The organism is Streptomyces sp. NRRL S-455, from assembly GCF_000717875.1.
In the GTDB taxonomy this organism is placed as follows: Bacteria; Actinomycetota; Actinomycetes; order Streptomycetales; family Streptomycetaceae; genus Streptomyces.
The window spans coordinates 152,707-173,858 of the sequence record NZ_JOCT01000001.1 but is presented as its reverse complement, the minus strand read 5'-3'; the positions used below and the strand labels follow the sequence as shown (position 1 = coordinate 173,858).

The window sequence follows — 21,152 nt, the reverse complement described above, 5'->3', positions numbered from 1 at the left end:
ATGGACCTCACCATTCACGCCAGTTTCCTTCCGCACGACGACCCGGACGCCGCCCTGGCGTTCTACCGCGACACCCTCGGCTTCGAAGTCCGAAACGATGTCGGGTTCAAGGGAATGCGCTGGATCACCGTCGGCCCCGTCGGCCAGCCGGAGACCAGCATCGTCCTGCATCCACCGGCCGCCGACCCCGGTGTCACCGAGGACGAGCGCAAGACCATCGCCGAGATGATGGCCAAGGGCACCTACGCCAGCCTCGTCCTCGCCACGCCCGACGTCGACGGCACCTTCGAACGGGTGCAGGCGGGCGACGCCGAGGTGGTCCAGGAGCCCATGGACCAGCCCTACGGTGTGCGCGACTGCGCCTTCCGCGATCCCGCGGGCAACATGATCCGCATCCAGGAGCGCAAGCCCGCTTAGCAGCGGCCCACTGACCGACGCACCGCCCCGGCGGGACCTCGTACGTACGGCCACGCAGCACCGCCGGGACCCCGCCCTCCCCCCGCGCCGCCCCCCAGGAGTCGGCGCGGGGCGCACGAATCGTCCGACCGCGGCACAGTCCCGCCCGAGAGATGGAGACCGATGAGCATGGCCACGAGGACGAACACCAAGTCGTCTGGGCCGCACGTCGCCGACAGCCACGACGTGATCCGCGTACACGGCGCGCGCGAGAACAACCTCAAGGACGTCAGCATCGAGATCCCCAAGCGGCGGCTGACGGTGTTCACCGGCGTCTCCGGCTCGGGCAAGAGCTCGCTCGTGTTCGACACGATCGCCGCGGAGTCGCAGCGGCTGATCAACGAGACCTACCCCGCCTTCCTTCAGGGCTTCATGCCGAACCGGGCCCGGCCCGAGGTCGACGTCCTCGACGGGCTGACGACCGCGATCGCCGTCGACCAGCAGCGGATGGGTGGCGACCCGCGCTCCACGGTCGGCACCGCCACCGACGCCAACGCGATGCTGCGCATCCTCTTCAGCCGCCTCGGCACGCCGCACATCGGCCCGCCCAGCGCGTACTCCTTCAACACCGCCTCGGTCCGGGCGAGCGGCGCGATCACCGTCGAACGCGGCGACAAGACCAAGGCCCAGAAGGCGACCTTCGAGCGCACCGGCGGGATGTGCACCCGCTGCGAGGGCCGCGGCAAGGTCTCCGACATCGACCTCACCCAGCTCTACGACGACTCCAAGTCGATCGCCGAGGGCGCGTTCACCATCCCCGGCTGGAAGTCGGACAACGTGTGGACCGTGGGGCTCTACGCCGAGTCGGGCTTCCTCGACCCGAACAAGCCGATCCGCAGTTTCACCAAGAAGGAGATGCACGACTTCCTCTACCGCGAGCCGACCAAGGTCAAGGTCAACGGCGTCAACCTCACCTACGAGGGGCTGATCCCCAAGATCCAGAAGTCGTTCCTGTCCAAGGACAAGGAGGCGATGCAGCCGCACATCCGGGCGTTCGTGGAGCGAGCGGTCACCTTCACCGTCTGCCCCGAGTGTGACGGCACCCGGCTGAGCGAGGGCGCCAGATCCTCCAAGATCAAGAAGATCTCCATCGCCGACGCGTGCGCGATGGAGATCCGGGACCTGGCCGAATGGGTCCGTGGCCTCGACGAGCCTTCGGTGGCGCCCCTGCTCACCGCCTTGCAGGGGACGCTGGACTCGTTCGTGGAGATCGGCCTCGGCTACCTCTCGCTCGACCGGTCGGCCGGCACGCTGTCGGGCGGCGAGGCACAGCGCGTCAAGATGATCCGCCACCTCGGCTCCTCGCTCACGGACGTCACCTACGTCTTCGACGAGCCCACCATCGGACTGCACCCGCACGACGTCCAGCGGATGAACAACCTGCTGCTGCGCCTGCGGGACAAGGGCAACACCGTGCTCGTCGTGGAGCACAAGCCGGAGGCGATCGCGGTCGCCGACCACGTCGTCGACCTCGGTCCCGGCGCCGGTACGGACGGCGGCACCGTCTGCTTCGAGGGCACGGTCGAGGGGCTGCGGGCGGCGGACACCGTCACCGGCCGTCATCTCGACGACCGGGCCGCCCTCAAGGAGGCGGTCCGCGTTCCGGACGGTGCGCTGCGGATCCGCGGCGCGTCGGCGAACAACCTCCGAAACGTCGACGTGGACATCCCTCTCGGGGTGCTCACCGTCGTCACGGGTGTCGCCGGCTCCGGCAAGAGCTCTCTCCTGCACGGCTCCCTCCCGACGGACGCGGGGGTGGTCTCGGTGGACCAGAGCCCGATCAAGGGCTCGCGGCGGAGCAACCCCGCGACGTACACCGGGCTGCTCGAACCGATCCGCAAGGCGTTCGCGAAGGCCAACGGCGTGAAGCCGGCCCTGTTCAGCGCGAACTCCGAGGGCGCCTGCCCGACGTGCAACGGCGCCGGCGTCGTCTACGTCGACCTGGGCATGATGGCCGGCGTCGACACCCCCTGTGAGGACTGCGAGGGCAAGCGGTTCCAGGCATCGGTGCTGGAGTACCGCCTCGGCGGCCGCGACATCAGCGAGGTGCTCGGGATGTCGGTGACCGAGGCCGAGGACTTCTTCGGCGGCGGCGAGGCCCGCACCCCGGCCGCACACCGGATCCTGGAGCGGCTCGCCGACGTGGGGCTCGGCTACCTCACTCTCGGCCAGCCGCTCACCACGCTGTCCGGCGGCGAGCGGCAGCGGCTCAAGCTGGCCACGCACATGGCCGACAAGGGCGGCGTCTACATCCTCGACGAGCCCACCACCGGCCTCCACCTGGCGGACGTGGAGCAACTGCTCGGGCTGCTCGACCGGCTCGTCGCCTCGGGCAAGTCGGTCATCGTCATCGAGCACCACCAGGCGGTCATGGCGCACGCCGACTGGATCATCGATCTCGGCCCCGGCGCCGGACACGATGGCGGCCGGGTCGTCTTCGAGGGCACACCGGCCGACCTGGTCAAGGCCCGCTCGACCCTGACCGGGGAGCACCTCGCGGCCTACGTCGGCGCCTGACCGGGACCTCGGGGCGGCCGTGGGGCATGTGCGGCGGCACTCGGCACTCGCCTCACGGCCGCCCGCCGAACAGTCAATTTAGGACATAGCACACCAAAGCGGTGAATAGCGGGACGCCTCGAGGGGCACTCCGTCCCCTGGAACCCCACAGAGAACGGAGCTGCTGATGATCATCAAGAAGATGCACGACATGGGCGTCCGCAGCGAGCACGCCTACATGGCCGCCATGGCCTCCGTCGGCCTCAGCGTCGTCGCCTGGGTGGGCTCGTTGAAGATCGAGCACGGCACCGGCCTCGCCCGGGCCGACCGCTGGGGCATCTTCGTGGGCGAGTGGGCCCCCACCTTCTTCGGCCTCGGTCTCGCACTGTCCCACTACGAACAGCAGGACGGCACCCTCACCGCCGACATCCACGAGTTCCGGCAGCCGCAGAAGGCCGGCTGAACGGCCTACTCCAGCCGGCCCGCGGCGCCGTCCGCGCGCATCCTGGTGCCATGGCGTCCGTGAAACCCGTCGTGGTCTACCCGCCCGCCGCGGACGGTGGCCGGCGGGTCCGTGTGGACGGCCAGTTCCTCGGTATCGCGTACGGGTTGCTGGACGTCGCCGAGTTCCTGCGGAGGGCGGGCATCGAGGACGCCGACGAGGCGTACGCGGCGGCGTCAGGGCTGATCGAATGGCGCGGCGGCGGACCCGGCACCTGGGGTGTTGACTCAGGGTGACCGCGCCGCTTCCCCCGGATGGACCAGTCGCGTGACCCCGGGCCGGGTCCGGCAGTTGTGTCGGGCATGAAGAAGCGCAGCATGCTCGCCATCGCCTCCCTCGCCACCGGCTTCGTCGTCGCGGCGGTCACTCCGTCGCATGCCGTCGGGGAGGGCCTCGGTCCCATCAGCGTGGACGACACCCTCAAGACGCTCGACCAGACCGTCGGCAAGGACAACCTGTCCGTTGCCAAGAAGGACGGCGTCAAGAAGGTCACCAAGAAGATGGCGAAGAAGAAGGGCTGACCAGCCGCTCCGGCTCCCGGCCCACGGCGTCGGCGCTTCCCGCGTGAGGGGAGCGCCGACGCCGTTGTCATGCGCCCTCAACTGGGCCTGGTTTCCGTGGCAGGGTGGAGCGGGCAAGCCTCAGGGGGCCAACAGCAGAGGGGGACCTGTGACCGTCGTCTGGATCAACGGCGCGTTCGGTGCGGGGAAGACCACCACCGCACGGGAACTGATCGAACTGATCCCGAACAGCACGCTCTTCGACCCGGAGGTCATCGGCGGTGCGCTCACCCACCTGCTGCCACCGAAACACCTCGCCGCGGTCGGTGACTTCCAGGACCTGCCGATCTGGCGGCGGCTCGTGATCGACACCGCCGCCGCGATGCTCGCCGAGCTCGGCGGGACCCTGGTGGTCCCCATGACCCTGCTGCGCCAGGAGTACCGCGACGAGATCTTCGGCGGTCTGGCCGCCCGCAGGATCCCGGTCAGCCATATCCTGCTCGCTCCGGCCGAAACGATACTGCGGGAACGTATAGCGGGCCGCGAGATACCGCCGGACCTTCCCGACGGGGAGGCGCGAATACGTCAGTGGTCCTTCGACCACATCGAGCCGTACCGCGCGGCCCTCGCCTCCTGGCTCACCGCCGACGCCCACCCGGTCGACACCAGCGACCTCACGCCCTACCAGGCCGCCGCCCGGATCGCCGAGGCCGTGAACAACGGATCCGTGCCCGTCTGTGACATCGTGCAGACGCCCGAGCCCACCGCCGAGACCCTGGCCGCCGGGGTGCTCCTCTTCGACGAGCAGAACCGGGTGCTGCTCGTCGACCCCACGTACAAGCCCGGCTGGGAGTTCCCCGGCGGTGTCGTCGAGCCCGGTGAGGCACCCGCACGTGCCGGGATGCGGGAGGTCGCCGAGGAGACCGGCATCCGCCTCGACCAGGTGCCGAGCCTGCTCGTCGTCGACTGGGAACGCCCGGCACCCCCCGGGTTCGGCGGCCTGCGGCTCCTCTTCGACGGCGGCCTCCTCCACTCCGCGGAAGCCGGACGACTGGTGCTGCCCGGGCCGGAGCTGCGCGACTGGCGGTTCGTCACCGAGGAGGAGGCCGCCGGACTGCTGCCCCCGGTGCGCTACGAGCGGTTGCGCTGGGCGCTGCGGGCACGCGAACGGGGAGCGGCGATCTATCTGGAAGCCGGAGTACCGGTCGGCTGACGCCGGCCCGTCCCCCGGAGTGCCCTTTACCCGGCACGGGGGATTCCGAGGGAAAAGCAAAAGGAAATGGCACCGCTGCCACTGCCAATCGCTGCCCAAGGAAACTCCCGCACTCCGTCAGGCCGCGGGTAATCACATTCCCTGCGGGCGTCAACACTTTTCCATGACGGCAAACAATCTCTTTTCTGGCCCCTGCTCGGCTTGACCGGACTCGCATGCCATTGCGAAAGTCCGCAACGTCTCACGGCGGTGTTTCACGACCGCCACTCAATTTTCCTTGCCTCAGGGGCAGATCCGGGATGTCCGTACGATGACCACGCAACACCAGCCGGTCGACACCGGCGGCGGCACCACGCTGCTGACCGAGCCGTCGGCGCAGGATTCCAGACCCGGCGGCACGGTCGTCGCCGGGCGCTCACCGGCCCGGACGGCCTGGAAGCGGATCAGGCGGGACAAGGTCACCACCGCCGCCCTGGTGGCCACCCTCCTGTTCATCGCGATCGCGCTGCTCGCGCCGGTCCTCACCGCGCTGACCGGCTGGGGACCGATCACCCCCGACAACAAGGCGATCAACCCGGACACGGGCAACTTCCCCTACGGGGCACTGGGCGGCATCAGCGCGCAGCATCTCCTCGGCGTCGAACCAGGCACGGGCTACGACCTCTTCGCCCGCGTCGTCTACGGCCTGCGCACCTCCCTCTACGTGGGATTCGCCTCGGCGGTGCTCTCCACGGCCGTCGGTGTCGTGGCGGGGCTCGCGGCCGGCTACTTCGGCGGCTGGGTCGACTCCCTGCTGTCCCGGATCATGGACGTGATGCTGGCGTTCCCGCAGCTGCTGTTCATCATCGCGCTCACCCCGGTGATCCAGAACGCGCTGCAGACCAACAGCCACGGCGGCACGGACGAGAACCTCCGCCTGCTCGTGCTCGTCCTCAACATCGCGGTGTTCGCGTGGGCCTACACGGCCCGCCTGGTGCGCGGCCAGGTGCTGTCGCTGCGCGAGCGGGAGTTCGTCGACGCGGCGCGGCTGATGAGCGCCGGCCGGCGGCACATCCTCTTCCGGCAACTGCTGCCCAACCTGTGGGCGCCGATCCTCATCTCCTTCGCGCTCGCCGTCCCGCAGAACATCACCACCGAGGCGGCGCTGTCGTACCTGGGCGTCGGCGTCATCCCGCCGAACCCCGACTGGGGAGCGCTGCTGTCGGACGCCTCCCAGTTCTTCCTCCAGGACCCGATGTACCTCTTCGTGCCCGGCATCCTCCTCTTCCTCCTGGTCCTGGCGCTCAACCTCCTCGGGGACGGCGTCCGGGACGCCCTGGACCCCCGCGCCCGGCGCGGCTGACAAGCCACCCCCCGAGTGTCGGCCCGGCGGTCCCACGAACGGCCACCGAGCCCGTAGCAAGAACGGAGTTTCCCCCATGACGCGCAGCACGCGCAGATCGCGCACGGTCGCTCTCTCGGCAACCGCCGTGGTGATAGCCCTCGGAGCCACCGCATGCGGAGGGTCTTCCAGCAACAGCGGCAGCGGCGCCCCCGGCAAGGGCGGCACGCTGACCATCCTGGACAAGGCGGACTTCGACCACCTCGACCCCCAGCGCGTCTACACGACCGAGGGCCAGAGCATGGACCAGGAGATCGTCCGCACCCTCACCGGCTGGGACGAGACGGGACCGAGGCCGAAGCTGGTCGGCGACCTCGCGACCGACACCGGAACGCCGTCCAAGGGCGCCACGGTCTGGACCTTCCACCTGCGGCACGGCGTCAAGTACCAGGACGGCGCCGAGGTCACCGCGCCCGACGTCAAGTACGGCGTCGAGCGGTTCTTCTCCTCCGACATCAACGGCGGCCCGCCCTACGCGTCCCAGTGGCTCGTCGGCGGCTCCGGCTACAAGGGCCCCTACCAGGGCAAGGAACTGGACTCCATCCAGACGCCGGACGACTACACCATCGTCTTCCATCTGAACCAGCCGGTGGCCGACTTCAACGAGACCACCACGATGACCGGCTGGTCGGCCGTGCCCAAGTCCCATGACACCGGCTCGACCTACGACACCCATGTATGGTCCGACGGCCCGTACATGATCAAGTCGTACACCAAGAACAAGGAACTCGTCCTCACCAGGAACACGCACTGGTCGCAGTCGACCGACCCCATCCGGCAGCAGAACGTCGACGGGATGGACGTCCGGTTCGGCCAGGACGAGTCGGCCATCGACCAGCAGATCAAGGCCGACGCGGGCACCGCGCAGACGTCGATCCAGCAGTGGCCGATCGCGGGCTCGGACCTGGCCCAGCTGGCCAACGACCCCTCTCTGAAGGGCCGTTACTACAAGATCTCCGCACCCGGCATCAACTACCTGGCCATCAACACCACGCGGGTGAAAAACCTCAAGGTCCGCCAGGCCATCGAGTACGCCATCGACAGGACCACGGTCCGCGGCGCCTTCGGCGGCTCGGCCTACGGCGACTACGCCACCACCATGCTGAGCCCCGGCATCGGCGGCTACCAGAAGTTCAACCTGTACAGCGCCAACCCGGCGGGCGACGTCGCCAAGGCCAAGGAGCTGATGAAGCAGGCCGGCAACCCGAAGCCGACCATGTCGATCGCCGTGGAGAACACCCCCACCGAGGAGCACTTCGCCGACGCGGTGAAGACCGCGCTGGAGCGCATCGGCATCACCGTCAACATCACCCCGATCGACGCGGCGAACTACTTCAGCACCATCAACAACACGAAGAACCAGTACGACCTGACCTGGGGCGACTGGATCGCCGACTGGCCCAACGCCTCCACGGTGCTGCCCACCCTCTTCGACGGCCGGCTCATCAAGAAGAACCCCCAGGCCAACCAGGACCTGTCCTACCTGAACGACCCGAAGGTCAACGCACTCATCGACAAGGCCGCCAAGACGGCCGACGTCAAGCAGCGCAACGCCATCTACGGCCAGGTGGACCAGCAGGTCCTGAAGGACGCCGCCGTGGTCCCGCTGATGTACATGAACTTCAGCGAGATGTCCGGCTCCAAGGTCGGCGGGGTCATCCCCGACACGATCGTGGCCGAGCCGAGCCTGGTCCACGTCTACGTCAAGCACTGACGCATCTCCTCTGAACCCCGTCGGCGGCCCCGGCCGCCGGCGGGTATCCCACTCACGTCAGGTCCCGGCACCCCATGTTTCGTTACCTTGTCAGACGTCTGCTGGCAGCGGCCCTGATCATGCTGGTGATCACCACGATCACCTTCTTCATCTTCTTCGCGCTGCCCTCCGACCCCGCCCTCCTGGCCTGCGGAAAGACCTGTTCCCCCTCGCGCCTCGCGGAGATCAAGCACTCGCTGGGCCTGGACCGGAGCTACCTCACGCAGTACTGGGAGTTCTTCAAGGGCCTGTTCGTCGGCCGTGACTTCGGCGACCAGAGCGTGCGCATCCACTGCGGCGCGCCCTGCCTCGGCGTCTCCTTCCAGACCGACACCCCGGTCCTGACCACCCTGCTGTCGGACTTCCCGGCGGACCTCTCCCTCGGCCTGGGTGCCGCGGTGGCGTTCCTGGTCCTGGGCGTCGGCCTCGGCACCGTCGCCGCGGTGCACAGGGGCAGGGCCGCCGACAAAGCGGCGGTCGGACTGGCCCTGTTCGGTGTGTCCGTGCAGATCTACTTCATCGGTCTGCTCCTGCTGTACCTCTTCGTCGACAGGTTCCAGATCCTGCCGACCTCCGGCTACACCTCGATCACCGAGGACCCGGCCGACTGGTTCAAGGGCCTGATCCTGCCGTGGACCACCCTGGTCATCGTCTACCTCGCGATGTACACCCGGCTCAGCCGCTCCTCCATGCTGGAGGTCTTCGCCGAGGACTACATGCGCACCGCCCGCGCCAAGGGCCTGCCGGCCGGCACCGTCGTCCTCAAGCACGGGCTGCGGGCCGCCGTCACCCCGATCATCACCATCTTCGGCATGGACGTCGGCTCCCTGATCGGCGGCTCCGCGGTCATCACCGAGTCGGTGTTCGGCATCAACGGCATCGGCAAGCTCGCGGTCGACTCCGTGCAGAACTCCGACCTGCCCGTCATCCTCGGCACCACGCTCTTCGCCGCGACGTTCGTCGTCCTCGCCAACGTCGTCGTCGACCTGGTGTACGGCCTCGTCGACCCGCGCGTGCGCCTCGCCTGAGCCCTTCCTCGTCCCTTAGGAACACCCGTGTCCGTTCAGACCTCACCGCAACCCGCGGACCTCGCGCCCGCGTCCGCACCCTTCCTCGACGTACGCGACCTGAGGGTGCACTTCCCGACCGAGGACGGACTCGTCAAGTCCGTCGACGGCGTCTCCTTCACCCTGGAGAAGGGCAGGACCCTCGGCATCGTCGGCGAGTCCGGATCCGGCAAGTCGGTGACGTCACTGGCCCTCCTCGGACTGCACAAGGGCACCCCCGCCCAGGTCTCCGGCGAGATCCGGCTGGAGGGCAGGGAACTCGTCGCCCTGCCCGAGACGGAGATGCGCGCCCTGCGCGGCCGCACCGTCTCCATGATCTTCCAGGACCCGCTGTCCGCGCTGCACCCCTTCTTCACCGTCGGCTCCCAGATCGCCGAGGCCTACCGCGTGCACCACAAGGTGTCCAAGAAGGAGGCCGGGGACCGCGCCGTGGAGATGCTGAAGCGGGTCGGTATCCCGCAGCCCGAGCGCCGGGTCAGGGACTACCCGCACCAGTTCTCCGGTGGCATGCGCCAGCGCGCCATGATCGCCATGTCCCTGGTCTGTGACCCCGCTCTGCTCATCGCCGACGAACCCACCACCGCCCTGGACGTCACCGTCCAGGCGCAGATCCTGGACCTGATCCGCGACCTCCAGGAGGAGTTCGGCTCCGCTGTCGTCATCATCACCCACGACCTGGGGGTGGTATCCGACGTCGCCGACGACATCCTGGTGATGTACGGCGGCCGCCGCATCGAGTACGGAACCACCCGCGAGGTGCTCAAACAGCCCCAGCACCCCTACACCTGGGGCCTGTTGCAGTCGATGCCGCACCTCACCGGCGACATCGGTGAACGGCTGAACCCGATCCCGGGCTCACCGCCCAGCCTGATCAACCTGCCGGGCGGCTGCTCCTTCCACCCGCGCTGCGCCTACAAGGGCTGGGTGCCGCAGGGGCGTTGCACCGTGGAACGGCCCGAGCTGCGCCTCGCCGCCGGCGCCACCGGGCACATCGCCGCGTGCCACCTCACCGACGAGGCCAAGCAGGAGATCCGCGGCGGGGCCGGCCCGGACGACCGGGGCGCCGCAACCGCACGGGCCGCACAGTGACGGCGGCCGCAGAAAGGGAGCATGCCGTGAGCACCACCCAGCCCCTCACCGGGCCCGTCGCCGACCGCCCCGCCGGCGAGAACCTCCTCGAAGTGCGGGGATTGCAGAAGCACTTCCCCCTCCGCCAGGGCATCATCTTCCAGCGGCAGATCGGGGCCGTACGAGCCGTCGACGGCATCGACTTCTCGGTCGGGGCGGGGGAATCGCTGGGGCTGGTCGGCGAGTCCGGCTGCGGCAAGTCGACCACGGGCCGCCTGATCACCCGGCTGCTCGAACCCACCGGCGGATCCGTCGTCTTCGACGGCGAGGACATCACCCACCGGCCCGCCGCGCGGATGCCGCGGGCCCGCCGCAACCTGCAAATGATCTTCCAGGACCCTTACTCCTCGCTGAACCCCCGGCACACCGTCGGCACCATCATCGAAACGCCCATGCGGCTGGGCGGCATCAAGCCGCCGCAGGGCCACAAGAAGCGCGCCCAGGAACTGCTGGAGACGGTCGGCCTCAACCCCGAGCACTACAACCGCTACCCGAACGAGTTCTCCGGCGGACAGCGCCAGCGCATCGGCATCGCCCGCGCCCTCGCCCTGCGGCCGAAGCTGATCGTGGCCGACGAACCCGTCTCCGCGCTGGACGTCTCCATCCAGGCGCAGGTCGTCAACCTGCTTCAGGACCTCCAGCGGGAGTTCGGCATCGCCTTCGTCTTCATCGCCCACGACCTCGCCGTCGTACGGCACTTCTCCGAAAGGGTCGCCGTGATGTACCTCGGCAAGATCGTCGAGGTCGCCGACCGGGAGGCCCTCTACACCCGCCCCCGGCACCCCTACACCCACGCGCTGCTGTCCGCCGTTCCCGACGCCGACCCGGACGCCACACAGCGGCGCGAGCGCATCAGGCTGGCCGGGGACGTGCCCTCACCGATCGACCCGCCCTCCGGCTGCCGCTTCCGCACCCGCTGCTGGAAGGCCCAGGACAGGTGCGCCACCGAGGAGCCGCCCCTGCTGAGGGCCGAGGGCAGCGAGGCCGGCCACCTGACCGCCTGTCACTTCCCCGAGGATCCGTCCGTCACCGCGCGCGAGGAGGACATCGTCCTGGACCCGGCGCTCGGCTAGGGCCCACCACCGGCACAGCAGAGGCCCCCGTCCGTGGACGCGGGCCTCCCCTGTGCCAGGGCGTCAGATGGCCGCGTAGTTCCGCAGGAACAGCGCCTCCGCCACCGACAGCCGCTCCAGCTCCTCGGGGGAGACGCTCTCGTTCACCGCGTGGATCTGTGCCTCCGGCTCGCTCAGCCCGATGAGCAGGATCTCCGCGTGCGGATAGAGGGCGGCGAGCGTGTTGCACAGCGGGATGGACCCGCCCTGGCCGGCGTGCTGCATCCGCTGACCCGGGTAGGCGACCGCCATCGCGTCCGCCATCGCCTGGTACGCCGGGCTGGTGGTGTCGGCGCGGAAGGCCTGGCCCTGCCCGATCTGCTCGATGCTCACCCGCGCACCCCACGGCGTGTGCGTCTCCAGATGCGCCTGGAGCAGCTTGGTCGCCTCGGCCGCGTCCACGCCCGGCGGCACTCGCAGGCTGACCAGCGCACGGGCGCTGGCCTGCACGGACGGGGTGGCACCGACGACGGGCGGGCAGTCGATGCCGAGGACCGTCACGGCCGGCCGCGCCCAGATACGGTCGGCGACCGTGCCCGAGCCGATCAGCTCCACGCCGTCCAGCACCTTGGCGTCCCGCCGGAACTGCTCCTCGTCGTACTGGAGCCCCTCCCAGGCCGCGTCCGTGGTCAGCCCGTCGACGGTCGTCGAACCGTCCTCGGCACGCAGCGAGTCCAGGGCCCGGATCAGCGCGGCGAGCGCGTCGGGCGCGGCACCGCCGAACTGGCCCGAGTGCAGATTGCCGGCCAGGGTGTCGATGCGTACCCGGACCAGGGTCATGCCGCGCAGGGTGGACGTGACGGTCGGCAGACCGACGCGGAAGTTGCCCGCGTCGCCGATGACGATCGTGTCGGCCTCCAGCAGGCCCGGGTGCTCCTCGGCGTACCGCTCGAGGCCGCCCGTGCCCTGCTCCTCCGAGCCTTCGGCGATCACCTTCACATGGACGGGAACGCCGCCGTTCGCCTTCAGCGCGCGCAGCGCCAGCAGGTGCATGATCAGGCCGCCCTTGCAGTCGGCGGCCCCGCGCCCGTACCAGCGCCCGTCCCGCTCGGTCAGCTCGAACGGCGGGGTCGCCCAGCCGTCCTCGTCCAGCGGCGGCTGCACGTCGTAGTGGGCGTAGAGCAGGACGGTCTTCGCGCCCTCCGGGCCGGGCAGAAAGCCGTAGACGGACTGCGTGCCGTCCGGGGTGTCGAGCAGGGCCACGTCCTGGAAGCCCTCGGCGGCGAGCGCGTCGGCGACCCAGCGTGCGGCGCCCTCGCTCTCGCTCCTCGGGAACTGGTCGAAGTCCGCCACCGACCGGAAGGCCACCAGTTCGGTGAGCTCCTCCTTCGCCCTGGGCATCAGCGAGGCGACGGTCTCGGCGACCGGATTCGACGACATGGGCACGCTCCTCGTGGGTGCGACGTTGTAGCGGTGAGTGCTGTAGATCCTCCCACAGTGGCCTGTGACCAGGTCCGCCGTAGGATGCGGGAGGTAGCAGCGGCAGGCGGCTTGATCGGGAGCGGTAGACCATCGTGAGCAGCGAGAACTCTTCAGCGGACGACGCGCGGCAGGTGTGGGACGTCGTCGTGGTGGGCGCGGGACCTGCGGGCGCTTCGGCCGCGTACGCGGCGGCGGTCGCGGGCCGACGCGTGCTGTTGCTGGAGAAGGCGGAGCTGCCCCGGTACAAGACGTGCGGCGGCGGCATCATCGGCCCCTCGCGCGACGCCTTGCCGCCCGGCTTCGAACTGCCGCTCCGTGACCGGGTGCACGCGGTGACGTTCTCCCACAACGGCCGTTTCACGCGGACGCGCCGGTCCAAGCGGATGCTGTTCGGGCTGATCAACCGGCCCGAGTTCGACCAGCAGCTCGTCGAGCACGCGCAGAAGGCGGGTGCCGAGCTGCGGACGGGCGTCACGGTCCAGCGGGTCGAGCAGCACGGCTCGGCGGTGCCGGACCGGCGCACGGTCGCCGTCGTCCTCCAGGGCGGCGAGATCCTGCTCGCGCGGGCCGTGGTGGGGGCCGACGGCAGCGCGAGCCGCATAGGGGCCCATGTCGGAGTCAAGGTCGACCAGGTGGACCTCGGCCTGGAGGTCGAGATCCCCGTGCCGGACACCGTCGCCGAGGACTGGAAGGGGCGGGTGCTCCTCGACTGGGGCCCCATGCCCGGCAGTTACGGCTGGGTCTTCCCCAAGGGCGACACCCTGACGGTCGGGGTGATCTCGGCGCGGGGTGAAGGCGCCGCGACGAAGCGCTACTTGGAGGATTTCGTCGGGCGGCTGGGCCTCGCCGGCTTCGAACCGAGCGTCTCCTCCGGTCACTTGACCCGCTGCCGTGCCGACGACTCGCCGCTGTCGCGCGGAAGGGTGCTGGTGTGCGGCGACGCGGCGGGGCTGCTGGAGCCGTGGACCCGTGAGGGCATCTCCTTCGCGCTGCGGTCCGGCCGGCTCGCGGGGGAGTGGGCGGTGCGGATCGCGGAGGCCCACGACGCGGTGGACACGCGCCGCCAGGCCCTCAACTACGCGTTCGCGGTCAAGGCCGGACTCGGAGTGGAGATGAGCGTCGGCAGGCGGCTGCTGACCGCGTTCGAGCGCCGCCCCGGCCTGTTCCACATGGCACTGACGGGCTTCCGCCCGGCCTGGAGGGCATTCAAGGACATCACGCAGGGGGCGACGTCGCTGGGAGAGATCGTCCGCACGCGTCCGGTGGCCCAGCGTGCCCTGACCGCGCTGGACCGCCGTCCCGCCGTGACGGGCGAGGCGCAGACGGACGAGGTCAGCGCGTCATCGTGACCTCGAAGACCGGGTGGTCCGGGGCGATACGGCGGAGCTGGTCGTCCGGGGAGTCCGGGCCGACTCCGTCGAAGAAGACACCGACCTCCGCCTTCCAGCGCTTGAGGTAGGCACGCAGGACCGGGGTCTTGTCGTCGTCGGCCACCTCGGTCGCGGTGAACGTGTCCACGTGCTTGCCGAGGTGCAGCTCGCCGCCGCCCGCCGCCCGCATGTTGTGCGTCCACTGCACGTGACCGCGGGGTGCGACGAGGTACTGCCGACCGTCCAGGGTCAGCAGGTTGACCGGGGTGGTGCGCCACTGGCCGCTCTTGCGGCCGCGGACCGCGAGGACGCGGGAGCCCCAGACGCTGATGCCGCGGCGGGTCAGCCAGGAGACCAGGCGGTTGAAGACGTTGATGGTGAACCAGCCGGGCTTGCGGACATGTGTGGACATGGCGTTCCCCTGTTTGGTTGTGGAGCGGCGCTCTCTTCTGAGAGCACTGCTCTCGTTCGGTGCTCTCAGTCTGCCTGAGGCTCGAACCACAAAGCAAGAGCGCTGCTCTCGTTTTAGTTCGCCGCTCTCCTTTGTGTGCACTGCTCTGCTTTCGTGGCACACTGCCCTCCATGAGCACCGCACAGGGCGCCCGTGCCCGGGCCAGGATCGAAGTCACCGCGGCCATCAAGGACGAGGCCCGCAGACAGCTCGCGGCCGAGGGGGCCGCCAGGCTCTCGCTGCGGGCCGTGGCCCGCGAGCTCGGCATGGTCTCCTCCGCGCTGTACCGCTACTTCCCGAGCCGTGACGACCTGCTGACCGCCCTCATCATCGACGCCTATGACTCCCTCGGTGAGGCTGCCGAGGCCGCGCACGACGCGAACGCCGGCTCGGGCCCCCTGCAGCGGTGGATCGCGGTGTGCGAGGCCGTGCGGGGCTGGGCGCTCGACCGTCCGCACGAGTACGCGCTCATCTACGGGTCGCCCGTCCCCGGCTACACGGCCCCCGAGACCACCGTCCCGCCGGCCGCCCGCGTGGGGCTGCTGTTCTTCGGCATCGTGCGCGACGCCTACCGAGGCCACGGCCTGGCCAGGCCTTCGCTTCCGGCCGACCTGCGCCCGGAGGCCGAGCGGATGGCCGCCGACCTCGCCCCCGACCTCCCGCCCGAGACGGTGACGACCCTCGTCGCGGCATGGGCCCAGCTGTTCGGGCTGGTCGGGTTCGAGCTGTTCGGTCAGTTCAACCGGGTCGTGGAGGACCGTGCGACGTTCTTCCGGCACGCGGTGGGACAGCTCGCCCATGGGGTGGGGCTGGTGTATCCGCAGCGGGGGCCGGCTTCATAGAGCCCTGCGCCTCGAGAGGCGTCCCTGCGGGGCCGGCCCCCCAACTGGTCGTGCCCGCCTACAAGTCGAGGCTGCTGTGGCCTGGCCGACGACTCCGGCGGGCAGCAGCAGGCGCTCCAGTGTCGCTCAAGACGGCTTCGGCAACCGCGGCGTCATCGCCGGCAACGACCCCGTCGTGCATCTTCCCGATCTTCAATGCTCGCGCCCGCTCTCCGGTGTTGTCCGGGCGGATTCGCTTGGCCAGGCAGTGCCGGTGGGAGATGAGGGTGTGGCTTCCTGGACCGTCGTTGCTCCGCGAGTCCAGGACGAGGGCGTCTCCACCTGGGCTCAACGTGATCCCTTCACCACAGAAGTCGCAGTTCCAGGTCAGCGACTCAAGGTCGGCAGGTCGGATGCTGAGCCGTACTGATACCGGTGGATGCCAGCGGTGGATTTGCTCGATCACTGCATCGATCTGCGAACCGATGGGTGGAAAGAGAGCGAGTAGTTCGTCATGGCTGCTCGTGGTCCGGGAGAACTGCTGGATCATGTCGATAGAGGCTGACAGACCGGCGTTCTCGTAACCGACGATCTCAACGACCACGCCCCAAGGGTGATGGCTGAGGACCGTGGCCTGAACCTTCTGGCCAGGCATGAGCGCCAGACTCTCCGTCTCGAACCTTTCCATGAACCGCTTCCCCCTCCTTCAGCCCAGCAGGCCGCGCCTGGTAGTGCTCATGCGCGCGTGTCGTCGACGTCGGAGCCGATAACCGTGCTCAGGGCCCGCAAGGCGTCATCGTATTGGCGTTGCGGGTGAAGTCGAACCCGTCCCGGGTCAGGCCCTGGGGCAGGCCCGCTACGAGGAAGAGCGGGCCTGCCGCGAAGGCCGTACTGCACAGCGCGTACCCGATCTCGACGGTGATCGCGTCCCGTTCGGCCTGGGTACGCCTTTCCCGTCATGTGTCATGCGGCGAGTCGACAGGAGTGCGCCCGGCGGGCAAGGCAGCCCGCCGGGCGCACCGTCGGAGACGCCCCCCTGAGGGTCGAAACCCCCTAGTCTCGTACGACGACGCGCTCCGCCTCCCTGGGGGTGGACTTGGCGACCACCACGGACTGCTGTTCGCGGCGGGTCCGCAGGCCCGTGAGGGTGATGAGCAGACCGGCGAGGGCGATCAGTGTCACGACCGTCAGGCCGGGCCGGTAGCTGTCGAGGACGGCCTGCGGGGAAGCGCCGGCGTTCTCGGGGGCGTTCGCGGTCACCACCGCCGTCACCACGGCGAGGAAGATCGCGCCGCCCACCTGGACCGAGGTGTTGAGCAGCCCGGACACCATGCCCTGCTCGTGCTCGTCGACGCCGTTGGTGGCCTGCACGTTGAGGGACGGGAAGGTCAGCGCGAAGCCCGAGCCGACCAGCAGCATCGTCGGCAGGATCACCGCCGCGTAGACCGGATCGAGGTCGATGCGCAGGAACAGTACATAGCCGGTGACCATCAGGGCGAAGCCGAGCACGATCAGCCGGGCCGTGCCGAACCGGTCGATGACGGCCCCCACCTTCGTCGCGGACAGCGCCACCAGCGCACCGGCCGGCAGGAAGGCCAGGGCCGTGTGCAGCGCGGACCAGCCGAGCAGTTGCTGCATGTACAGCGTGACCAGGAACTGGAAGCCGATGTAGCTGCCGACGAAGGTCAACGCTCCCAGCTGGGCGCGCACCTGCGGGCCCGAGCGCAGCACGCCGAGCCGGATGAGCGGGCTGGGGCTGCGCCGTTCGACGGCGACGAAGGCCGCCAGCATCACCGCCACGGCGGCGAAGGACAGGACGGTCCGGGCCGACGCCCAGCCCACCTCGGGCGCCTCGACGACGGTGAAGACGAGCAGCAGCATCGAGGCGGTGCCGAGGATGGCGCCCGGGATGTCGTAACCTCCCTCACCGCGCTCGCGCTCGCTGCGCGGCAGCAGCTTCAGGCCCACGAGCAGGGCGATCAGCGCGATGGGGGCGGGCAGCAGCATCGTGAGCCGCCAACTGGCCTCGGTGAGCAGGCCGGAGAAGACCAGCCCCATCGAGTAGCCGGTGGCACCGCAGGTGGTGTAGATGGCCAAGGCGCGGTTGCGCAACGGACCTTCGGGGAACGTCGTCGTGATGATCGACAGGCCGGCCGGGGCCGTGAAGGCCGCGCTCAGGCCCTTGATGAAGCGGCTGGCGATGAGCAGCGGTCCCGAGTCGACGATGCCGCCGAGCAGCGAGGCCAGCGCGAAGACGCCCAGGGCCACCAGGAACACCTGGCGCCGGCCCAGCAGGTCGGCGGCCCGGCCGCCGAGGAGCAGCAGGCCGCCGTAGCCCAGGATGTAGCCGCTGACGATCCACTGCAGTGCCGAGGTGGACAGGCCGAGGTCGGCGCCGATGGACGGCAGCGCGACGCCGACCATGGACACGTCCAGGGCGTCCAGGAACATCGCGGCGCAGAGAACGAGCAGTGTGCCCCAGAGCCGGGGAGTCCAACGCCCGTCGGACGCCGGGGTGATGAGCGGAGAGGTCATGCCCGGGACCTTACATGCACCTGCATGAGATGCAAGTGCATTTAATTTACGTGCAACAAACTCGGCTTTCTGTTACGGTGCCGCGCATGACGGCGAAGCAGGCCGAGCAGGCGCTCGTGGAACAGTGGCGGGGCATTCTGGCGCTGCACGCGCGTACGCAGTGCGAACTCGACCGGGTCCTGCACGGCCACGGCCTGTGCGCCAGTGACTTCGAGGTGCTCGACGTCCTCGCCGGGTGCCGGGCGTCGAACGGCACCCCTTCCTACCGGGTCCAGGAGATCTCCGAGCGGGTCCATCTGAGCCAGAGCGCCCTGTCGCGGCTGGTCGCCCGGCTGGAGAAGGAAGGGCTCGTCGAGCGCGGCATGTGCTCCGAGGACCGGCGGGGCGTCAAGGTCGCGCTCACCGCGAAGGGGCGCGCGCTGCACGGTGAAGTGCTGCCGGTGCAGCGCGCGGTACTGGCGAGGATGCTGGCGGACGACCGACCCCGTCCGGGGCTCGGCTCGGACACGGATCAAGCCAGTTGTGACGCGAGCAGTTCCCCGAGCTTGCCGAGGCCCTGACTCCAGCCCTCCTCGTGGAGTGCCCGCCGCCGTTCCGTGGCGAAGTCGCCCTGGTCGAGGACCAGTTCCGACCGTTCGGCGTCGATGGCGTGAAGCGACAGCGTCACCACCGTCTCCTGGTCCTCCGGGTCGGGATCCTCCCAGCGGAAGGTGTACGAGAGGCGTCGCGGGGACTCGACCTCGATGAACTCGCCCACCAGGTAGAACAGTTCGCCTTCCGGCGGCTGCATCGCGATCCGGTAGGCACCGCCTGGGCGGAGGTCACTCTCCACGCTCGGAACGGTGAACCCGTCCGGGCCCCACCAGCGGGCCAGTTCCCGGGGTTCGGTGAGCTCTCGGAACACGACCGGGAGGGATCCGTCCAGGGTGCGCCGCAGATGCAGTCCCAGCACGCCGTCCTGTGTCATCACGCACCATCTCCCCATCCGAAGGTGCCCGGAATGACCACTGTGCCCAGTCTAGGTCTCGCGGCCGTAGATCACGATCTCGCGGGGCAGGGGAGGGCAGGGCAGGTCGGCACTTCAGACCGCAGACGTCTCCCGCCACAGCGTGGCGAGCGCCTGGTCGCCCGTGACGCTCGGCAAGGGTGCCCGGTTCCACAGCGCCAGGTACAACTGCTCCGCCGGGCCCGAGAGTTCGCACTCGGCCTCCCCGGACGCGCCCGGCGTGGTCACGGGCGGTTCCGGGGACAGCCGCACGGTCCACACCGCGCCGGTGTCCTCCGCGCGCACGTGCAGCACGCGCGGCTCGGGGGTGCGGACCCGGCTCCGGGAGCGGGCGTGGAAGCCGCGCAGGAGTTCGTCGATGCCGTCGGTCGCGAAGTCCGGGGCGAGCGCGGTCGTACCGCCCCCGCGTGCGGACTCCGCGTCGACCCGGTGCACGGCCGTCTCGTGCGCCTGCCGACGGGCCCAGAAGGCCAGCGGGGAAGGCGCCGGGAGGAAGGCCCAGCACTCCACGTCGGGCGAAGCGCCGGCCAGGGTGCCGACGAGCCGGCGGTGGCTGTCGCGGTACCAGGCCACGAGCTCCGCGCCGTCCAGGCCGGTGGGTTCGGTCAGGGGCCGGCGCTCGGTGAGCCGTTCCGCGACGTAGGCGGCGGCCCAGCGGTGCACCGCCCCCGTGTGCCGCAGCAGGTCGCGCACCTGCCACTCCGGGCACGTCGGCACCTTCGCGTCCGTCCCCGCCTGCTCGGCGGCCTCGGCCAGCAACCGGCCCTCTGTCTCCAGCGCTTCCAGGAACTCGGCGGTCTCCATGGCGCCGAGTCTGCCCTATGAAGCGTCCTCGAGGCTCAGGATTTACGGCGGGTGAGCCCGGGCGACTACGGCAGCGGTGTCCCACCCGTCGCGTTGACGATCTCGGCCGTGATGTACGACGCCTCCTGGGAGGCCAGGAAGACGTACGCCGGGGCCATCTCGGCCGGCTGCGCGGGCCGTCCGATGGGCGCCTGCTTGCCGAACGTCTGCGTGTCCGGCAGTGTCGCCGGGATCAGCGGCGTCCACACCGGGCCGGGCGCGACGGCGTTGACGCGGATGCCGCGGTCGATGAGCATCTGTGCCAGTCCCTGCGTGAAGGTGACGATCGCGCCCTTCGTCGTCGCGTAGTCCAGCAGGTGCGGACTGGGCTTGTACGCCTGCACCGACGTGGAGTTGATGATGCTGCCGCCCTCCGGGATGTGCGGCAGCGCCAGCTTGCACAGCCAGAACATGCCGTACAGGTTGGTGCGCATCACTCGGTCGAACTGCTCGGTGGAGATCGCCTCGATGCCGTCGGGCTGCGACATCTGGTACGCCGCGTTGTTCACCAGGACGTCGATCCGGCCGAACTCCTCCACTGCACGGTCGATCAAAGCCCGGCAGTTCTCCTCCTCCCGCACGTCGCAGGAGACGGGCACGGCCCGCCGGCCGGCTCCCTCGACCAGCCGGGCGGTCTCGGCGGCGTCGTCCTTCTCGTCGTCCAGATGGGTGAAGAGCACGTCGGCTCCCTCGCGGGCGAACGCCAGGGCGACCGCGCGGCCGATCCCGGAGTCCCCGCCGGTGATCACGGCCTTGCGGCCCGCCAGCCGGCCACTGCCCCGGTAGGACTCCTCACCATGGTCCGGGGGCGGGTCCATGGGACCGGTCCAGCCCGGGTGCGGCTGGTCCTGGGAGGGGAACTCCGGGGTCGGGTGCTGCTCGCCGGGGTGCTGTTGTTCGGTCACGGGTCTGCCTCCTCGTCCATGGCTGAGCCCGGTGATCACAACGGGCGAAGCCCCGGGTACCCCGATGCCGGGATGCCGATCACCTCGAAGGAACGCCGGCCGCCCCTCGGCGGCGACGCCAGGTCGCGGGCGACCGGCAAGGCAGGAGCCGGGTCTCATCCCCCGGCCCGGGCCCGTGCCGCCAGTGCCTC

Annotated in this window: 20 protein-coding genes and 2 pseudogenes; 14 read left to right on the top strand and 8 right to left on the bottom strand. The window is 69.8% G+C overall.

Annotation, left to right across the window (positions count from 1 at the left end; translation table 11 throughout):
- From IE97_RS0100760 to IE97_RS0100710, 11 genes are all read left to right on the top strand, one after another.
- Positions 1 to 417: a VOC family protein gene (locus tag IE97_RS0100760; protein ID WP_030147185.1), complete on the top strand. Its 417-nt coding sequence runs from the start codon at positions 1 to 3 to the stop codon at positions 415 to 417.
- Between the two features lie 162 nt (positions 418 to 579).
- Entirely contained in the window at positions 580 to 2,973 is a 2,394-nt protein-coding gene (locus IE97_RS0100755) for an ATP-binding cassette domain-containing protein (protein ID WP_030147184.1), read from the top strand.
- Positions 2,974 to 3,139: 166 nt separating this feature from the next.
- Positions 3,140 to 3,415, top strand: coding sequence for a hypothetical protein (locus IE97_RS0100750; RefSeq protein WP_030147183.1), 276 nt, complete (start codon positions 3,140 to 3,142; stop codon positions 3,413 to 3,415).
- A gap of 50 nt (positions 3,416 to 3,465) precedes the next feature.
- Positions 3,466 to 3,690: a hypothetical protein gene (locus IE97_RS0100745; RefSeq protein WP_030147182.1), complete on the top strand. Its 225-nt coding sequence runs from the start codon at positions 3,466 to 3,468 to the stop codon at positions 3,688 to 3,690.
- 66 nt (positions 3,691 to 3,756) lie between these two features.
- On the top strand, positions 3,757 to 3,975 hold the full coding sequence (locus tag IE97_RS38075) for a hypothetical protein (RefSeq protein WP_037835241.1): 219 nt from the start codon (positions 3,757 to 3,759) through the stop codon (positions 3,973 to 3,975).
- Between the two features lie 148 nt (positions 3,976 to 4,123).
- A complete protein-coding gene (locus tag IE97_RS0100735) occupies positions 4,124 to 5,167 on the top strand; it encodes an NUDIX hydrolase (protein WP_030147181.1) in 1,044 nt (347 codons plus the stop codon).
- A gap of 310 nt (positions 5,168 to 5,477) precedes the next feature.
- The gene (locus IE97_RS0100730) at positions 5,478 to 6,509 is read left to right on the top strand and encodes an ABC transporter permease (protein WP_030147180.1); all 1,032 of its coding nucleotides are present in this window, start codon (positions 5,478 to 5,480) and stop codon (positions 6,507 to 6,509) included.
- Positions 6,510 to 6,585: 76 nt separating this feature from the next.
- Positions 6,586 to 8,262: an ABC transporter substrate-binding protein gene (locus tag IE97_RS0100725; protein ID WP_030147179.1), complete on the top strand. Its 1,677-nt coding sequence runs from the start codon at positions 6,586 to 6,588 to the stop codon at positions 8,260 to 8,262.
- Positions 8,263 to 8,336: 74 nt separating this feature from the next.
- The gene (locus IE97_RS0100720) at positions 8,337 to 9,329 is read left to right on the top strand and encodes an ABC transporter permease (RefSeq protein ID WP_030147178.1); all 993 of its coding nucleotides are present in this window, start codon (positions 8,337 to 8,339) and stop codon (positions 9,327 to 9,329) included.
- Between the two features lie 27 nt (positions 9,330 to 9,356).
- A complete protein-coding gene (locus tag IE97_RS0100715; protein WP_030147177.1) occupies positions 9,357 to 10,457 on the top strand; it encodes an ABC transporter ATP-binding protein in 1,101 nt (366 codons plus the stop codon).
- 26 nt (positions 10,458 to 10,483) lie between these two features.
- Entirely contained in the window at positions 10,484 to 11,569 is a 1,086-nt protein-coding gene (locus IE97_RS0100710) for an ABC transporter ATP-binding protein (protein WP_030147176.1), read from the top strand.
- Between the two features lie 63 nt (positions 11,570 to 11,632).
- Here the strand turns inward: IE97_RS0100710 and IE97_RS0100705 are convergent, their stop codons facing one another.
- Positions 11,633 to 12,988, bottom strand: a complete 1,356-nt coding sequence (locus IE97_RS0100705; RefSeq protein WP_030147175.1) for a dipeptidase — start codon at positions 12,986 to 12,988, stop codon at positions 11,633 to 11,635.
- Positions 12,989 to 13,122: 134 nt separating this feature from the next.
- On the opposite strand from IE97_RS0100705, the gene IE97_RS0100700 reads away from it, so the two are divergent.
- Complete coding sequence (locus IE97_RS0100700) at positions 13,123 to 14,379, top strand: geranylgeranyl reductase family protein (protein WP_030147174.1); 1,257 nt, start codon at positions 13,123 to 13,125, stop codon at positions 14,377 to 14,379.
- Here the strand turns inward: IE97_RS0100700 and IE97_RS0100695 are convergent.
- Positions 14,363 to 14,812: a nitroreductase family deazaflavin-dependent oxidoreductase gene (locus IE97_RS0100695; RefSeq protein WP_030147173.1), complete on the bottom strand. Its 450-nt coding sequence runs from the start codon at positions 14,810 to 14,812 to the stop codon at positions 14,363 to 14,365. The two genes, IE97_RS0100700 and IE97_RS0100695, sit on opposite strands and share 17 nt — an antisense overlap.
- Before the next feature lie 170 nt (positions 14,813 to 14,982).
- Between IE97_RS0100695 and IE97_RS0100690 the strand changes: the two genes are divergently transcribed.
- Complete coding sequence (locus tag IE97_RS0100690; protein WP_030147172.1) at positions 14,983 to 15,693, top strand: TetR/AcrR family transcriptional regulator; 711 nt, start codon at positions 14,983 to 14,985, stop codon at positions 15,691 to 15,693.
- Between the two features lie 58 nt (positions 15,694 to 15,751).
- Here IE97_RS0100690 and IE97_RS0100685 read toward each other — a convergent pair whose 3' ends face one another.
- The 3 genes and pseudogenes from IE97_RS0100685 to IE97_RS0100680 form a co-directional block, all read right to left on the bottom strand.
- Entirely contained in the window at positions 15,752 to 16,360 is a 609-nt protein-coding gene (locus IE97_RS0100685; RefSeq protein WP_234310429.1) for a hypothetical protein, read from the bottom strand.
- 163 nt (positions 16,361 to 16,523) lie between these two features.
- Positions 16,524 to 16,622 (bottom strand): annotated as a pseudogene (locus tag IE97_RS43390) (DUF6332 family protein); the annotation flags it as partial.
- Positions 16,623 to 16,725: 103 nt separating this feature from the next.
- On the bottom strand, positions 16,726 to 18,207 hold the full coding sequence (locus IE97_RS0100680) for an MFS transporter (protein ID WP_030147170.1): 1,482 nt from the start codon (positions 18,205 to 18,207) through the stop codon (positions 16,726 to 16,728).
- An 86-nt stretch (positions 18,208 to 18,293) separates the two neighbouring features.
- On the opposite strand from IE97_RS0100680, the pseudogene IE97_RS0100675 reads away from it, so the two are divergent.
- A pseudogene (locus tag IE97_RS0100675) lies at positions 18,294 to 18,683 on the top strand (MarR family winged helix-turn-helix transcriptional regulator); the annotation flags it as partial.
- A 35-nt stretch (positions 18,684 to 18,718) separates the two neighbouring features.
- Here IE97_RS0100675 and IE97_RS0100670 read toward each other — a convergent pair.
- From IE97_RS0100670 to IE97_RS0100660, 3 genes are all read right to left on the bottom strand, one after another.
- Positions 18,719 to 19,174 (bottom strand): SRPBCC family protein, encoded by a 456-nt coding sequence (locus tag IE97_RS0100670; protein WP_234323994.1) that lies wholly within the window; start codon positions 19,172 to 19,174, stop codon positions 18,719 to 18,721.
- 114 nt (positions 19,175 to 19,288) lie between these two features.
- Entirely contained in the window at positions 19,289 to 20,017 is a 729-nt protein-coding gene (locus tag IE97_RS0100665; protein WP_030147167.1) for a maleylpyruvate isomerase family mycothiol-dependent enzyme, read from the bottom strand.
- A gap of 65 nt (positions 20,018 to 20,082) precedes the next feature.
- On the bottom strand, positions 20,083 to 20,961 hold the full coding sequence (locus IE97_RS0100660; RefSeq protein WP_030147166.1) for an SDR family oxidoreductase: 879 nt from the start codon (positions 20,959 to 20,961) through the stop codon (positions 20,083 to 20,085).
- Positions 20,962 to 21,152: the final 191 nt, after the last annotated feature.

Excerpts from the sequence above, each read along its gene's own strand:
- IE97_RS0100680 (WP_030147170.1), bottom strand. The coding sequence starts at position 18,207 with ATGACCTCTCCGCTCATCACCCCGGCGTCCGACGGGCGTTGGACTCCC.
- IE97_RS0100725 (WP_030147179.1), top strand. The coding sequence starts at position 6,586 with ATGACGCGCAGCACGCGCAGATCGCGCACGGTCGCTCTCTCGGCAACC.
- IE97_RS0100730 (WP_030147180.1), top strand. The coding sequence starts at position 5,478 with ATGACCACGCAACACCAGCCGGTCGACACCGGCGGCGGCACCACGCTG.
- IE97_RS0100665 (WP_030147167.1), bottom strand. The coding sequence starts at position 20,017 with ATGGAGACCGCCGAGTTCCTGGAAGCGCTGGAGACAGAGGGCCGGTTG.
- IE97_RS0100720 (WP_030147178.1), top strand. The coding sequence starts at position 8,337 with ATGTTTCGTTACCTTGTCAGACGTCTGCTGGCAGCGGCCCTGATCATG.
- IE97_RS38075 (WP_037835241.1), top strand. The coding sequence starts at position 3,757 with ATGAAGAAGCGCAGCATGCTCGCCATCGCCTCCCTCGCCACCGGCTTC.
- IE97_RS0100670 (WP_234323994.1), bottom strand. The coding sequence starts at position 19,174 with ATGACACAGGACGGCGTGCTGGGACTGCATCTGCGGCGCACCCTGGAC.
- IE97_RS0100760 (WP_030147185.1), top strand. The coding sequence starts at position 1 with ATGGACCTCACCATTCACGCCAGTTTCCTTCCGCACGACGACCCGGAC.
- IE97_RS0100695 (WP_030147173.1), bottom strand. The coding sequence starts at position 14,812 with ATGTCCACACATGTCCGCAAGCCCGGCTGGTTCACCATCAACGTCTTC.
- IE97_RS0100745 (WP_030147182.1), top strand. The coding sequence starts at position 3,466 with ATGGCGTCCGTGAAACCCGTCGTGGTCTACCCGCCCGCCGCGGACGGT.
- IE97_RS0100690 (WP_030147172.1), top strand. The coding sequence starts at position 14,983 with ATGAGCACCGCACAGGGCGCCCGTGCCCGGGCCAGGATCGAAGTCACC.
- IE97_RS0100685 (WP_234310429.1), bottom strand. The coding sequence starts at position 16,360 with ATGGAAAGGTTCGAGACGGAGAGTCTGGCGCTCATGCCTGGCCAGAAG.
- IE97_RS0100705 (WP_030147175.1), bottom strand. The coding sequence starts at position 12,988 with ATGTCGTCGAATCCGGTCGCCGAGACCGTCGCCTCGCTGATGCCCAGG.
- IE97_RS0100755 (WP_030147184.1), top strand. The coding sequence starts at position 580 with ATGAGCATGGCCACGAGGACGAACACCAAGTCGTCTGGGCCGCACGTC.
- IE97_RS0100750 (WP_030147183.1), top strand. The coding sequence starts at position 3,140 with ATGATCATCAAGAAGATGCACGACATGGGCGTCCGCAGCGAGCACGCC.